The sequence below is a fragment of the Rhodopseudomonas parapalustris genome (assembly GCF_053772255.1).
Genome location: NZ_JAMKBZ010000009.1, coordinates 151,044 through 165,559, shown reverse-complemented (window position 1 = coordinate 165,559; position 14,516 = coordinate 151,044). Strand labels below are relative to the sequence as shown.

Below are 14,516 nucleotides of genomic sequence, written 5' to 3'. Positions count from 1 at the left end.
TTTCGTTGCACGCGATGTCGTTGCACGCGATCAGCCATGTGACGGCGAGTGCCACGCAACCGCGGTGAGCCGAGTACGCTGCGGCACGAACCATGTTTTCTTCATATTGGATTGCAATTGATGTAATCCGATCATGGGACGTCAACGATCCCGCCCGACAACCGCATGATGGCCGCCGACCGGAGAACCGCTGATGTCGCTTGATTCCGATGTGATCGTCGATCGCCGCCGGATGCGAAGGAAGCTGACGTTCTGGCGCGTGGCGACGGTGCTGGTGGCAATCGTCGCCGTGGTGGCGATCGGCGCCATGGTGTCGCCGGCTGGGCGCGGCGCGCTCACCTCGACCGGGTCGATCGCCCGCATCAAGATCGAAGGCCTGATCCGCAGCAACGACGAACGGATCGAGGCGCTCGACCGGCTCGGCAAGTCGTCCTACTCGGCCGTGGTCGTTCACATCAATTCGCCGGGCGGCACCACCGCAGGCTCCGAGGAATTGCACGACGCGCTGGTCCGGCTGAAGGCGAAGAAGCCGATGGTGGTCGTGGTCGAAGGGCTCGCCGCCTCCGGCGGCTACATCGCCGCCCTCGCTTCCGACCATATCGTCGCCCAGCAGACCTCGCTGGTCGGGTCGATCGGTGTTCTGTTCCAGTATCCGAACGTGTCGGAGTTGCTGAAGACCGTCGGCGTCAAAGTCGAGGAAGTGAAATCGTCGCCGCTGAAGGCCGCGCCGAACGGCTTCGAACCGACCAGCCCCGAGGCACGCGCCGCATTGGAATCGCTGGTGAAGGATTCCTACGCTTGGTTCCGCGGCATGGTGCAGCAGAGCCGCAAGATGACCGAAGATCAGCTCAACGTCGTCGCCGACGGACGCGTGTTCACCGGGCGGCAGGCGATCGGTCTGAAGCTGATCGACGAACTCGGCAACGAAAAGACCGCAATCGCCTGGCTCGAGAAGGCCAAGAACGTCAAATCCGGTCTGCCGGTGCGCGATTACAAGCTGGCCCCGCAGTTCGGCGATCTGACCTTCCTGCGCGCTGCGGCATCGATCGCATTCGACGCAGTCGGCCTCAGCGCGATGGCGCGTCGCGTCGAACAGACCGGCGCCATGCAGTCGGTCGAGCGGCTCGGCATGGACGGCATGTTGGCACTCTGGGCGCCGTCCGCCGCCCATTGATCTTGGCCCGCGATCTCTGCCCGCGGAGCGTGCACGCGCGGGCGGCGGGCCGCCTGCGTAGAGGGCGTCTAAACCGCCGCCACAGCCCTCTTTCCGGCGCCGTCCATCCGATTTAGCGTCTTGACAGTTCACGGCATTTTCACGGAAATGGCGGTCCGCACGCACGGACCACATCCTCGATGATCAAATCCGAACTCGTTCAGCGTATCGCCGAGCACAACCCGCACCTGTACCAGCGGGACGTCGAGAACATCGTCAACGCGATCCTCGACGAGATCGTCGATGCGTTAGCGCGTGGGGATCGGGTCGAGCTTCGCGGCTTTGGCGCATTCTCGGTGAAGCATCGTCCGGCACGGGCCGGCCGCAATCCGCGCACCGGAGCTCATGTGCCGGTCGAGCAGAAGACCGTGCCGTTTTTCAAGACCGGCAAGGAAATGCGTGAGCGGCTGAACCGCGACAGCGGCGACGACGCCCCAACCACCGATACAGCGTAGCGCGACGCTCCATTGCCGAGCCAGGCGAGCGAATGACATGCAGAAATTCCTGACGGCCCTGGTGCTGATCCCGCTCGGTTTGATCCTCGTGGTGTTCGCGGTCGCCAACCGCCACATGGTCGATGTGTCGTTCGACCCGCTCGACCCCACCAGCCCGTTCGGCCATATCCGGCTGCCGCTGTTCGTCGTGATCATCGCGACCGCGATCATCGGCGTGATCCTCGGCGGTATCGCCACCTGGTTCGGACAGCGCCGCTGGCGACGCGCCGCCCGCCGGCATCAGGCCGAAGCGATCGAAGCCCAGAACCAGCTCGCCAGCCTGCGCGCCAGCATGTCCACGCCGGCACAAAGCGAGCCGCGCCGGCTGCTGCTCGAGAACGGTTCCACCGGCGCCGGGCGCGACAAGTCCCGCGCGACGTTGTAAGACTGCGCATTCTCTGCGGCGCCCTGGAGCGCCGGCAACCCAGATTCAGCGCATAGCCATGTCCACCATTGTGAAAATCTGCGGTCTGACGACCGCCGACACGCTGGAAGCAGCGGTCGAAGCCGGCGCCGATATGGTCGGCTTCGTGTTCTTCCCCGCTTCACCGCGTCACCTCGACATCGACTTCGCCGATGCGCTCGGCCGTCAAGTCCGCAGCCGCGCCGCCAAGGTCGCGCTCACCGTCGATGCCGACGACGACCTCCTCGACGCCATCGTCGAGCAGCTTCGGCCGAACTGGCTGCAATTCCACGGCAGCGAGAGCCCGGAGCGGGTGCGTTCGATCAAGCGGATCTACGGCCTGCCGGTGATGAAGGCGATTGCGGTGGCCGGCCCGGACGATCTGGCGGTGCTGCCGGACTATGCCGCAGTCGCCGACCACATCCTGTTCGACGCACGGCCGCCGAAGGACGCCACCCGGCCCGGCGGGCTCGGCACCGCGTTCGACTGGAAGCTCCTCGACGGCGTCGATGTCAAACTGCCTTTCCTGGTCTCCGGTGGGATCAACGCCGGCAATGTCGCCGAAGCGCTGCGGGTGACGCGCGCGCAGGGCGTCGACGTCTCGTCGGGGGTGGAAACCTCGCCGGGCGAAAAAGACCCGGACCTGATCCGCGACTTCATCCGCGCCGCCCGCGCGGCCTAACCCAAGAGCTGACATGAACCAAGCTTTGCCGAACTCCTTCAGGTCGGGCCCCGACGAACGCGGGCATTTCGGCATCTATGGCGGCCGCTTCGTCGCCGAGACGCTGATGCCGCTGATCCTCGATCTGGAGAAGGCCTATGCGCAAGCCAAGGTCGACCCGGCGTTCCGTGCCGAGATGGACGGCCATCTCAAGCACTATGTCGGCCGGCCGTCGGCGCTGTATTTCGCCGAGCGGCTGACCGAGCATTTCGGCGGCGCCAAGATCTACTTCAAGCGCGAAGACCTCAATCACACCGGCGCCCACAAGGTGAACAACGTGCTCGGCCAGATCATGCTGGCCAAGCGCATGGGCAAGCCGCGGGTGATCGCCGAGACCGGCGCCGGCATGCACGGCGTCGCCACCGCGACGATGTGCGCCAAGTTCGGCCTCGAATGCGTGGTGTTCATGGGCGCGGTCGACGTCGAGCGACAGCAGCCCAACGTGCTGCGGATGAAGGCGCTCGGCGCCGAAGTCCGCCCCGTGACCTCCGGCGCCAACACGCTAAAGGACGCGATGAACGAGGCGTTGCGTGACTGGGTCACCAACGTCCACGACACGTTCTACTGCATCGGCACCGTAGCGGGCCCGCATCCCTATCCGATGATGGTGCGCGACTTTCAGGCGGTGATCGGTCAGGAAGTCCGCGAGCAGATCATGCAGGCCGAAGGCCGCCTGCCCGACTCGCTGGTCGCCTGCATCGGCGGCGGCTCCAACGCGATGGGCCTATTCCATCCGTTCCTCGACGACCCAGGCGTTGCGATCTACGGCGTCGAAGCCGCGGGCCACGGCCTCGACAAGCTGCACGCCGCGTCGATCGCCGGCGGCAAGCCGGGCGTGCTACACGGCAACCGCACCTATCTGTTGATGGACCCGGACGGCCAGATCGAGGAAGCGCATTCGATCTCCGCCGGCCTCGACTATCCGGGCGTCGGCCCCGAGCACTCCTGGCTGCACGATGTCGGCCGCGTCAAATTCCTGTCCGCGACCGACACCGAAGCGCTCGACGCGTTCAAACTGTGCTGCCGGCTCGAAGGCATCATCCCGGCGCTGGAGCCGAGCCACGCCCTCGCCAAGGTCGCCGACCTCGCGCCAAAGCTGCCGAAGGATCACCTGATGGTCGTCAACATGTCCGGCCGCGGCGACAAGGATCTTGCTTCGGTCGCCGAACATCTCGGGGGCCAGTTCTGATGACCACCCGTATCGACACCCGCTTCGCCGATCTCAAGCAGCAGGGCCGTCCCGCTCTCGTCACCTTCGTGATGGCGGGCGACCCCGATCTCGACACTTCGCTGCAGATCCTGAAAGCCCTGCCAGCCGCCGGTGCCGACGTGATCGAAATCGGCATGCCGTTCACCGACCCGATGGCGGACGGCCCGGCGATCCAGGCCGCCGGCCTGCGCGCCCTGAAGGCCGGCACCACGCTGAAGAAGACGCTGGCGCTGGTCCGCGACTTCCGCACCACCGACAACGCCACGCCGATCGTGCTGATGGGGTACTACAACCCGATCTACATCTACGGCGTCGACGCGTTCCTGGCCGACGCCAAGCAGGCCGGTGTCGACGGCCTGATCATCGTCGATCTGCCGCCCGAAGAGGACGAAGAGCTGTGCCTGCCGGCGATGAAGGCCGGGCTCAACTTCATCCGCCTCGCCACCCCGACCACCGACGAAAAGCGGTTGCCGGCGGTGCTCGCCAACACTTCAGGCTTCGTCTATTACGTCTCGATCACCGGCATCACCGGATCGGCCTCGGCGGACGCCTCGGCGGTCGGCGCCGCGGTGCAGCGGATCAAGCGTCACACCAACCTGCCGGTCTGCGTCGGCTTCGGCATTCGCACGCCGGAAGCGGCGCAGGCGATCGCTGCGCAGGCGAACGGCGCGGTGGTGGGCTCGGCTCTGATCGATGCGGTCAAGGCCAGCCTCGACGCCGAGGGCCGCGCCACCAAGGCAACGGTCGGTGCGGTGGCGGATCTGGTCGCTTCGCTCGCGGCCGGTGTTCGCGGTGCGAAACAGGCTGCCGAATAGCAGCAATCGAAGCAGGACGATGGTCTGGACGGGGCCGAGCCCCGCCGCCATATCCTGACAACGCCATGAACCCAGGCGGCGCCTTGTCGGGCGACGCGCGGAGCACGTCATGAACTGGTTGACCAACGTCGTCCGTCCGAAGATCCGCAACATTCTGCGGCGCGATACGCCGGAGAACCTCTGGATCAAATGTCCGGATACCGGACAGCTCGTGTTCTACAAGGACGTCGAGCAGAACCAGTTCGTCATTCCCGGCTCCAACTATCACATGCGGATGGGCGCGCTGGCGCGCCTGAAGTCGGTGTTCGACAACGAGACCTGGTACGACGTCGCGCTGCCCGAAGTGGTCGCCGATCCGCTCAAGTTCCGCGACGAGCGCAAATACGCCGACCGCATCAAGGACGCTCGCACCAAGACCGGCGCCCATGACGCCGTGCGCGTCGGCTTCGGCAAGCTCGAAACCTTTCCGGTCGTCGTCGCGGTGCAGGACTTCGACTTCATGGGCGGCTCGCTCGGCATGGCGGCGGGCGAAGCCATCATCCGCGGCATGGAACTCGCGGTGGAGAAGCACGCGCCCTTCATCATGTTCGCGGCCTCCGGCGGCGCGCGGATGCAGGAAGGCATCCTGTCGCTGATGCAGATGCCGCGCACCACGGTCGCGGTGCAAATGCTGCGCGAAGCCAGGCTGCCCTACATCGTGGTGCTGACCAACCCGACCACCGGCGGCGTCACCGCCTCCTATGCGATGCTCGGCGACATCCACATCGCCGAACCCGGCGCGCTGATCGGCTTCGCCGGCGCCCGCGTGATCGAACAGACCATCCGCGAGAAGCTGCCGGACGGCTTCCAGCGCGCCGAATACCTCAAAGACCACGGCATGGTCGACATGGTCGTCCACCGCCACGACCTGCGCCCGACTTTGGCGCGGCTGTGCCGGATTCTGACCAAGGCGCCGGCCGCCGTGGTCGAGACCGTGGCCGCCACGCCTGTCGACGATGCCAAGCCGGAGCTCGACGCGATCGAGACCGCCGACGAGGCAACGCCGAATCCGCCCGAGCCTCCGGCTCCGCCGGCCGCGCCGCAGGCGTGAGCGAGGGCAGCACGCCGCCATCATTGCCGTCCGTAGCCGAGTTGCGCGCGCGGTTGGCGCGGCTGCATCCCGAACGCATCGACCTCGATCTGGGCCGGATCGAACGGCTGCTCGCCGCGCTGGACCACCCTGAACGCAAGCTTCCGCCGGTGATCCACATCGCCGGCACCAACGGCAAGGGCTCGACCGTCGCGTTCCTGCGCGCGATCCTCGAAGCCGCCGGCCTCGCGGTTCACGCCTACACCTCGCCGCATTTGGTGCGCGTCAACGAAACCATCCGGATCGCCGGCCGGCTGGTCAGCGACGACGCGCTCGCGACGGCGCTGGCGCATTGCGAGCGCGCCAATGCCGGTGCGCCGATCACGCTGTTCGAGATCGAAACTGCCGCGGCGCTGTGGCTGTTCGCGCAGCATCCCGTCGACGTCACGCTGCTGGAAGTCGGCCTCGGCGGCCGGCTCGACGCCACCAACGTCATCGAGCAACCGCTGGCTAGCGTGCTGACGCCGATCGGCATCGACCACACCGAATTCCTGGGGCCGACCATCGCCACCATCGCGGCCGAGAAGGCCGGCATCCTGCGGCGCGGCGTGCCGGTGATCGTCGCCGAGCAGCGCGACGACGCGATGGATGTGATCGAGCGCGAGGCGAAGCGGCTGCGTGCGCCGCTGTTCGCCTGCGGCCAGCAATGGCACGTCCAACTCGAACACGGCCGGCTCGCCTATCAGGACGAGCGCGGACTGCTCGACCTCGACGCTCCGAAATTGTTCGGCCGCCATCAGATCGACAATGCGGGTCTGGCGATCGCAACGCTGCGGGCGCAATCGCTGTTCGCGATTCCGCAGAGCGCGTATCAGGCCGGATTACAGGCAGCCGAGTGGCCGGCACGGATGCAGCGGATCACCTCGGGCAAACTGCTCGACGATGCACCGGCCGGCTGCGAACTGTGGCTCGACGGCGGCCACAATGCCGACGGCGGACGCGTTGCCGCCGCCGCGCTCGGCGATCTGGAAGAGCGGGTGTCGCGGCCTCTGGTGCTGATTGCCGGGATGATGGCCAACAAGGACGCATCCGCGTTCCTGGCCAACTTCACCGGCCTGACCCGGCACCTGATCGCGGTGCCGATCCCGCATCGCGACGGCGCGATGCCGCCCGAGCATCTCGCCGACGCCGGCCGCGCCCTCGGGCTGCGGGTCGAGCTTGCGGGCGACGTCCCGGGGGCGCTCCGGCGGATCGCCTCGCTTGCCTACGAACTCCCGCCGCGGATCCTGATCACCGGATCGCTGTATCTGGCCGGCCATGTGCTGAACCTCAACGGCACGCCGCCGAGTTAGTCCCATTGCCAATCGCCCTATCCCCGTCATTGCGAGCGTAGCGAAGCAATCCAGTGCGCCGAGCACGGGGCTGGATTGCTTCGTCGCTGCGCTCCTCGCAATGACGAGAGGCCGAAAAAGCAAAACGGCCGGCTGAATGCCGGCCGTTTCAGAACGTTCGTGGCGCGCCTGAGTTCAGACAGCCGCGCTGATCCACTGCTGCAGCTTGGCCTTCGGCGCCGCGCCGACCTGACGGGAGGCCATCTCACCGCCCTTGAAGATCATCAGGGTCGGGATCGACATCACGCCGTACTTCGAAGCGGTGACCGGGCTCTCGTCGACGTTGAGCTTGACGATCTTGACCTTGTCGCCCATCGCCCCGGCGATTTCATCGAGCGCCGGCGCGATCATGCGGCACGGGCCACACCATTCGGCCCAGAAGTCCACCACGACAGGCCCCTCGGCGTTGAGAACCTCGTTTTCGAAATCGGCGTCTGACACCTTACCAACGGCCATAGGATACCTCGTGAAAACCGGATGAAGAGCGGCGGCGGGAATCGCGCCGTGATGACGGGTGAACGTAGGAACGCGCTGCGATGCGGTCAAGCGGGCTCACGGCACCGTCAGATCGGCCTGCCCCGCGTCCAGCGCAGAGGCAGAAATCTCCATTATTTCAGGAGCTTCCGTCCACAGCAGGGCGGCGCGCACGTTGTGCCGTGGATAGATTGCGGCGAGCACCGCCCGGTACTGGGCAAGCTGGCGGACATAGGACTGCGGCGCCTCGCGTTCCGAACGGGGCGGGGCGTGGTTGGTCTTGTAATCGACGATCAAAACCTCGGCGCTCGTGACCACCAGCCGGTCGATCTGGCCGGAAACCAGTACCGATCTGCCGCGCTGCTGCAGCCGGCCGACGATCGGCACCTCGGCGCGGCTGCCGGGCGCAAACACTGCCGCAAACCTGGCATCGGCGATCAGCCTGAGCACCTGCGCGGCGAGCGCGCCCCGATCCTCCTCGCTCCAATCCGGCGCGTTGCGGGCGAGGAACCGGCCGGCCGCCGCGGGGCGATCGGCAGCCGCGATATCGGGCAGCGATTGCAGCAGCCGGTGCACCAGCGTGCCGCGCTGGAGCGCACGGCTGCGGCTGGCATCGGACTCCCCGAGCCGCAAACGCCTGCGATCGTCGTCCTCCGCATCCGAGGGCCGCAGCACCTGTTCGGCGGATGGCAGGCCGGGCGCCGACCGGCGCAGCCAATCCGGCAGCGACGTGACCGTCGCCTCGCGGATAGGCGTCGCCGCGCCGGTTTCGTCGATCACATCCTCCGGGCGGCAGTAGCGCTTGATCACACCGTCCGGCGGGACCGGCTGCATCACCAACCCGGACGACTCCAATCCCTTGCTGATCAGATCGTACCAAGAGTGCGGCCGCACCTCGTTGCGGTTGCCCGGCAGACAGCCGCCGACGATCAACCGGTCGGCCGCGCGGGTCATCGCCACGTACAACAGCCGGCGATACTCGTCCTCGGTCTCCTCGATCATGGCGCTGCGCGCCTGCTCGACAATGCTCGGATCTTCCGCCTTGCGGCCGGCCCACACCATCGCGGCGACCGAGCCCGGCGCGGCATTGCCGCCGGGCAGACGGATCAGGTTGAGCCGCTGGGTGTCGGCCGGCGACGAGGTGGTGTCGATCAGGAACACCACCGGTGCTTCCAGACCCTTGGCGCCGTGCACGGTCATCACCCGGACTTCGTCACGTGAGATTTCCATATCGCGCTTGATCTCGGTATCGGCCTCGCGCAGCCACGCCATGAAACCCTGCAGCGACGGCGCGCGCTTCTGCTCGAAACTCAGCGCCAGTTCGAGAAACTCGTCGAGCGCATCGTTGGCCTCCGGCCCGAGCCTCCGCAGGATCCGGGCGCGACCGCTGTCGCTGCCATCGCCGCCGAGCAGCCAGGCGAAGAACCCGAATGGCGTTTCGGCCTGCGCCCGCGCCGCGTAGCTCTCCAACCGGCGCTGCACCGTTTCAAACTTCGAATCAGCTGCGGCATGATCGGCGAGCGCGGCGCGCAGCGAGCCCTTGCGCTGCCAAGCCAGCTTGAACAGGTCGTCGTCATCGAGCGCGAACAGCGGACTCTTCAGCGCCACTGCGAGTGCTAGATCATCCTGCGGCAGCAGCAGCGCGTCGGCGAGATTCATCAGGTCGATGACCGCGATGTGCTCGGTCAGCTTCAGCCGGTCGGCGCCCGCCACCGGAATGCCGCCGCGCTTCAATGCCTGGATCACCGCGTCGAACGCCGAGCCGCGCCGCCGCACCAGGATCAGCACGTCGCCGTAGCTCAGCGGACGGCGCTGACCGACCGGCCCGGTCCGGGTGCCGCGGCCGATCAGTTCACTGATTTCGGCCCGCACCTTGTCGGCGAGCCGGACCTCGGGACTGGTTTCCGACCGGGCGTCGAACGGCGCCTGCCAGCCTTCGATCTGCTGACGATCGTCCGGAACTTCGAGCGGCCACAGATCGATCAGGCTCGGTCCGGCATCGCCGAGCGACTGATGCAGCGGATAGGTCGAATCGGCGTGGATGCTGCGATAGATCGCCGGGTCGCGGAACACATGGTCGACCGACTGCAGGATCGCCGCGCCGGAGCGAAACGAGTAGTTGAACGCCACCTTCTCGAAGGTCAGCCCGGCACCGCTGAAACGGCGCTGCAGCAGATCGCGCCACTCGGCGAACTCCTTCGGCACCGCGCCCTGGAACGAGAAGATCGACTGTTTCTCGTCGCCGACCGCAAAGATGGTGCGTTTGATGCCATCGCGCGCCCCCTCGCCGGCGGTGAATTCGTCGATCAGCCGGGCGACGATCTTCCACTGCTTCGGCGACGTATCCTGCGCTTCGTCGATCAGGACGTGATCGACACCGCGGTCGAGCTTGAAATGCACCCAGCCGGCCGCGCCGCTGTCGAGCATCGCCAGCGTCTTGTCGATCAAATCGTCGTAATCGAGCAGCCCACGCTCGCGCTTCTCGCGCGCGATGTTGCCCGCAACCTGCGCGGCGATCACCAGCAGCGCCCGCGTGCGCTCGCGCAAGGCCAGCGCGCGGCGGCGTTCGAGCAGCCCGGCGAGCCGCGCACCTTCACGCTGCAGCCGTTCGGCGAGGCCGGACGCTGAGTCGCCGAGCTTCTTGGTGATCAGGCTTTTGCGCAGGCCGCTATCTTTGGTGAAGAACACCTGGAGATAGGCCTCGATCTGCGCCGCGTCAGTGAGCGCCAGTGCCGCGCGCAGGCGCCTGCCCTGCGCCTGATCGTTGGCGCTGCCGCCTTCGAACGTTGCGGCGACCGCAGCCCATTCCGACCGCGGCAGATGCGGCCCATCGACGATGTCGCGATCGGCCGTCTCGCAACTATCGTCCGGCGCGACGCCGAGCGTTGCAGACAATTGCGCCATCGCGCGCTCGACGCTGCCGGCCTGCGCGATCCACGCCATGAAGCGATCGCGGCTCGTGCAGGCTTCCTGCACCACGTCGCGGAAGGTGACGTCGGCGGCGCTGGTCATCGCAAACGCCAGCGCGCGCCCGGCATCGCTGTCCGGCGCCGCAGCCGCGCGTAGCAACACGTCGAGACTAGCGCGCTGCATCAGTTCGGCCTGATCGCGATCGTCCAGCACGCTGAACCGCGCCGGCACGTTGGCCTCGAACGGAAACTGCTGCAGCAACCGCGTGCACAGCGCGTGGATGGTCTGCACCTTCAGCCCGCCCGGCGTCTCCAGCGCGCAGGCGAACAGCTTTCGCGCCTGCGCCAGCAGCGAGGGGCCGACCGACTTGACCCCGGTGGCTCGGATCGCCGCCGACAGCGCATCGTCGTCGAGCTTCACCCAATGGCCGAGCGTGGTGAACACCCGTTCCGCCATGTTGGCGGCGGCAGCCTTGGTGAAGGTGATACACAGAATGCGCTCCGGCGGCACGCCGTCGAGCAGCAGGCGGATCACGCGCTGCACCAGCACATGAGTCTTGCCGGAGCCGGCATTGGCCGAGACGAACACCGACGCCGATGGATCGGAGGCGATCTCCTGGCGGGCGCGCGCTTCATCGGGAATGAGGCGACTCATGACGTCGCGTCTCCGCGACCGCCGGCGGCCGACCATTCCTTGATCCGCGCCAGATCGTCATAAGTGCCGTAGCGCTGCGACCACATCGACAATACCAGCGAACGATACGGCTGCTGGTCGTCTTCGAAGCGGCGGATCAGCGCTTCCAGTTTGGCACGCGCTTCGTCGGCGGCATCGTCGGGGAGCTGCGGCTCGTCCTTGCGTTCGATCTTGAGCTCGAGCACACGCTCATCGCCGGGCGGCGTATTGCCGCTCAGCTTGACGTAAGTGAGTTCGCTCACCGAGACTGCGGCCGGAATATCCTCAAAACCTCCGTCACGCAGAATCGCCGCTTCCAGCGTGAGCTGCGGCGACAGCCCCATCCGTACTTGCTTGCCGGTCGGCGGGTGGCCGGTCTTGTAGTCGAGGATCGCGTAGCTGCCGTCATCGCGCCGTTCGATGCGGTCGGCACGCGCCGACAGTTCGAAATTGCGCTCGCCACCAAGCGGGATCGTCAGCGTGCCGCGGCGCTCCGCCTGCACCTGTACAACGCCGGTACGGCGCTGCTGCTCCCACGTAGCGAACCAGGTCGCGATCCGCAGGAAGCGCGGCCACCACAGCGCCCGCGCCTCGGCATGATCCATCAGCGGCGCAAAATGTTTCTGGCCGATTTGGCGCAGCGCCGTCGCCGGATCGTCCGGCAGTGCATCCTGGTAGCGCTCGGTGAATTCGCCGAGCGCCGCATGGATCGCCGAGCCGCGATCGGCGCCCGACAGCGGCATGTCGACCGGATCGAGCGGCGACAGCCGCAGGATGTACTTGGCGTAGATCGTATAAGGATCGCGCAGCCAGTCCTCGATCGCGGTGACCGGCAGCTTCAGCGGCCGCGCGATCCGCGGCGGCTTCGGCGCAGGCTGCGCGATCGGCGTCACGGTTTCGGGGCGATCCAGTTCGTGCGCGTAGTCGAGATACGTCTGTCCACGCGTTTTCATCGCCTTCCAGCGGCTCTCGCCGGCCACCGCCTCGAGCCGGTGCAGGAAGCGCGACGCTACCGCCGGCGCGCCGCCGACCTTGGCGGCGTGGCTGATGACCACCTCATCGGCACCGAGCGCCTGCGCGAAATCGTGCGCCGACAGGCCGATGCGGCGCTCCGGCAGATCGAGCCCGAGGTCGTGCCGCATTGGCCGGCTCAACCATGGATCGATCCGCGGCGCCGGCGGCCACACGCCTTCGACGAGTCCGCCCAGGACGATACGGTCCTGCTGAGTCAGACGCGCTTCGAGCGGGCCGTAAATCCGGATCGGCGCCTCGGCGAGTTCGGGACGGCGGACGACGCGATCACCGAACGCGGTCTCGAACACCTCGCCATAGTCGCGTGCAGCGACCAGCACGCCGCTCGCCGGCCCCACAGCAGCGAGATCGTCGAACGCGCGCAGCAGTGCCGAGCCTTGCGGCCCTTCGAACACTTCGGCGATGCCGTCGTCATCCGTCGTCAGCGCCTTCAGCGCCGCGCAATGCCGCGCGCCGATCTCGCACAGATCGAGCGGGTTCGGCCCGACGGTTTCCAATGGTGCGAGCGCGGCCTTGAACTGGGCGATGAGGTCCTGCGCTTCATCGAGGCTCGGTTCGGACAGCCGGGTGCGCGGCTCGGACGGATGCAGCGCGCTGGCCTCGCCGCGCTTCAGCTTGGCCAGCTCGGCGCGGAAGGTGACGAACTCCTTGGCGAGGCCGTCACTACCCGCCGCGGGCCGCGGGCCGTGCAGCAGCGCGAGTTCCAAAGTCTCGATCGCGCCGCGCCAGCCATGACCCGCGCGCCCGAGCCGCAGAAGCGGATGCTTGAGCAACGCCAGCAGCGTCGCCGGTTCGCAGCCTTCGAGCGCGGTCTCGGCCGCGAGCCGCGCGAAGATGCCTGGCTGCGTCTCCATCAGCGAGTCGCCGCCGGAATCGTCGACCGGCAGATGCCAGCGGCCGAGCGCGGCGACCACGCGGCGCGCCAGCGCGCGATCCGGCGTCACCAGCGCGGCGGTCTTGCCCTGCTCCCGCGCCTCGCGCAGCACCACGGCGATCGCCAGCGCCTCGGCTTCCGAGTTCGGCGCTTCGATCAGCGTGAGCCCATCTGTGCCTTCGCCGATCAGACGGTCGACCTCGGCGTCCTTCAGCCGGTCGTGCCACACCGCCGTCGCCGACGACGGCCGCAACGCCTCGGAGGCGAGCAGTTCGCGGCCGTGCCGGACCGGGGTGCCGAGCTGCTGCACGTCGCGGCGCGTTACACCCATCCGTTCGAGCAGGCCGTGCATGGCGTATTGCGGATGGTTGGGCGACGGCAACGTCACCAGCTTGCCCTGTTTGTCGCGGCTGCCGCCAATCAAGCCCCACGCCGCATTATCGAGATCGACATCGAGCCCGGGCAGCACCACGGCGCCATGCGGCAGCCGCGCGATCGCGGTGAGCAGTTTCGCGGTCGCCGGCATCGAGCCGGTCGAGCCCGCGGCGATCACCGGCCCGCTGCGCTGGGTCGCGAGCCGCTGCGCCTCGGCGTCGATCAGCCGGTCGCGCCGCGCCGCCGGTTCGATCCGGTCGGTCTCTTTCAGATATTGCGGCCAGGCGTGACCGGCGATCTTGAGGAAGTCGAGTGTCAGACTCCAGTAGCGATCGAACGCATCAGGCACCAGCGCATCGAGCGCCGACCAGCCGACGCCGCGGGTTGCCATGTCGTCGATCAGCCGCGCCAGATCGTCGGCGAGCGCCAGCGCCGAGGCCGGTCCGCCGACCACCAGCGGCGCCTGCGCCGGATCGTCCGGCTTCAGCCGCGCCGCCCAGCTCGCGATCAGTTGCGCCAGCAACAGCCGGCGCGGCAGCCCGTCGAGCGCGGGCGGAATCTCCAGATCGGCGAGGCCCGATGCGGCCTGCGCGAATGCCAGCTCATCTTCGTCGATATCGCCGAGCGCGACGATCCGCGGCAGCAGCACCGCATCGGTGCCGAGCACGTCGAGGAATATCTCGCGCGCCATCCGGCCGGCGCGCCGGGTCGGCAAGTAAAGCGTGGCGTCGGCGAGCCGCTCCGGCGCAGTGCGCGCCTCGAAGCCCTCGACCAGCCGGCCGTCGACCAGGGCCGCGATGATCGTGCGCAGAAACGGCGCCGAAGATGGAACGCTGAAAAGGTGCATCGATGTCCTGATTCGC

11 protein-coding genes are annotated in these 14,516 nt (G+C 67.5%); 8 read left to right on the top strand and 3 right to left on the bottom strand.

From position 1 onward, the window contains the following. Positions 1–193: 193 nt before the first annotated feature. The 8 genes from sppA (at position 194) to M9H71_RS10770 (ending at position 7,277) form a co-directional block, all read left to right on the top strand. Positions 194–1,174: a signal peptide peptidase SppA gene (gene sppA / locus M9H71_RS10805; protein WP_455405028.1), complete on the top strand. Its 981-nt coding sequence runs from the start codon at positions 194–196 to the stop codon at positions 1,172–1,174. A gap of 179 nt (positions 1,175–1,353) precedes the next feature. Then, positions 1,354–1,668, top strand: a complete 315-nt coding sequence (locus M9H71_RS10800) for an integration host factor subunit beta (protein ID WP_455405027.1) — start codon at positions 1,354–1,356, stop codon at positions 1,666–1,668. A gap of 37 nt (positions 1,669–1,705) precedes the next feature. Next, entirely contained in the window at positions 1,706–2,092 is a 387-nt protein-coding gene (locus tag M9H71_RS10795; protein ID WP_455405026.1) for a lipopolysaccharide assembly protein LapA domain-containing protein, read from the top strand. 58 nt (positions 2,093–2,150) lie between these two features. After that, positions 2,151–2,792: a phosphoribosylanthranilate isomerase gene (locus tag M9H71_RS10790; RefSeq protein ID WP_455405025.1), complete on the top strand. Its 642-nt coding sequence runs from the start codon at positions 2,151–2,153 to the stop codon at positions 2,790–2,792. Between the two features lie 13 nt (positions 2,793–2,805). After that, entirely contained in the window at positions 2,806–4,020 is a 1,215-nt protein-coding gene (trpB, locus tag M9H71_RS10785) for a tryptophan synthase subunit beta (RefSeq protein WP_455405024.1), read from the top strand. Next, entirely contained in the window at positions 4,020–4,856 is an 837-nt protein-coding gene (trpA, locus tag M9H71_RS10780) for a tryptophan synthase subunit alpha (RefSeq protein ID WP_455405023.1), read from the top strand. The genes trpB and trpA overlap by 1 nt, the downstream gene beginning before the upstream one ends. Positions 4,857–4,965: 109 nt before the next feature. Further along, a complete protein-coding gene (gene accD / locus M9H71_RS10775) occupies positions 4,966–5,946 on the top strand; it encodes an acetyl-CoA carboxylase, carboxyltransferase subunit beta (protein ID WP_455405022.1) in 981 nt (326 codons plus the stop codon). Continuing rightward, positions 5,943–7,277, top strand: a complete 1,335-nt coding sequence (locus tag M9H71_RS10770; protein ID WP_455405021.1) for a bifunctional folylpolyglutamate synthase/dihydrofolate synthase — start codon at positions 5,943–5,945, stop codon at positions 7,275–7,277. The genes accD and M9H71_RS10770 overlap by 4 nt, the downstream gene beginning before the upstream one ends. A 174-nt stretch (positions 7,278–7,451) precedes the next feature. Here the strand turns inward: M9H71_RS10770 and trxA are convergent, their stop codons facing one another. The 3 genes from trxA to addB form a co-directional block, all read right to left on the bottom strand. Beyond that, complete coding sequence (trxA, locus tag M9H71_RS10765; protein ID WP_455405020.1) at positions 7,452–7,772, bottom strand: thioredoxin; 321 nt, start codon at positions 7,770–7,772, stop codon at positions 7,452–7,454. Between the two features lie 96 nt (positions 7,773–7,868). Further along, complete coding sequence (gene addA / locus M9H71_RS10760) at positions 7,869–11,354, bottom strand: double-strand break repair helicase AddA (protein WP_455405019.1); 3,486 nt, start codon at positions 11,352–11,354, stop codon at positions 7,869–7,871. Next, on the bottom strand, positions 11,351–14,500 hold the full coding sequence (gene addB / locus M9H71_RS10755; protein ID WP_455405018.1) for a double-strand break repair protein AddB: 3,150 nt from the start codon (positions 14,498–14,500) through the stop codon (positions 11,351–11,353). Before addB ends, addA begins: the two co-directional genes overlap by 4 nt. Between the last annotated feature and the right edge of the window lie 16 nt (positions 14,501–14,516).

Coding starts and splice junctions, on each gene's coding strand:
- sppA (WP_455405028.1), top strand. CDS start 194: ATGTCGCTTGATTCCGATGTGATCGTCGATCGCCGCCGGATGCGAAGG.
- M9H71_RS10800 (WP_455405027.1), top strand. CDS start 1,354: ATGATCAAATCCGAACTCGTTCAGCGTATCGCCGAGCACAACCCGCAC.
- M9H71_RS10795 (WP_455405026.1), top strand. CDS start 1,706: ATGCAGAAATTCCTGACGGCCCTGGTGCTGATCCCGCTCGGTTTGATC.
- M9H71_RS10790 (WP_455405025.1), top strand. CDS start 2,151: ATGTCCACCATTGTGAAAATCTGCGGTCTGACGACCGCCGACACGCTG.
- trpB (WP_455405024.1), top strand. CDS start 2,806: ATGAACCAAGCTTTGCCGAACTCCTTCAGGTCGGGCCCCGACGAACGC.
- trpA (WP_455405023.1), top strand. CDS start 4,020: ATGACCACCCGTATCGACACCCGCTTCGCCGATCTCAAGCAGCAGGGC.
- accD (WP_455405022.1), top strand. CDS start 4,966: ATGAACTGGTTGACCAACGTCGTCCGTCCGAAGATCCGCAACATTCTG.
- trxA (WP_455405020.1), bottom strand. CDS start 7,772: ATGGCCGTTGGTAAGGTGTCAGACGCCGATTTCGAAAACGAGGTTCTC.
- addA (WP_455405019.1), bottom strand. CDS start 11,354: ATGAGTCGCCTCATTCCCGATGAAGCGCGCGCCCGCCAGGAGATCGCC.
- addB (WP_455405018.1), bottom strand. CDS start 14,500: ATGCACCTTTTCAGCGTTCCATCTTCGGCGCCGTTTCTGCGCACGATC.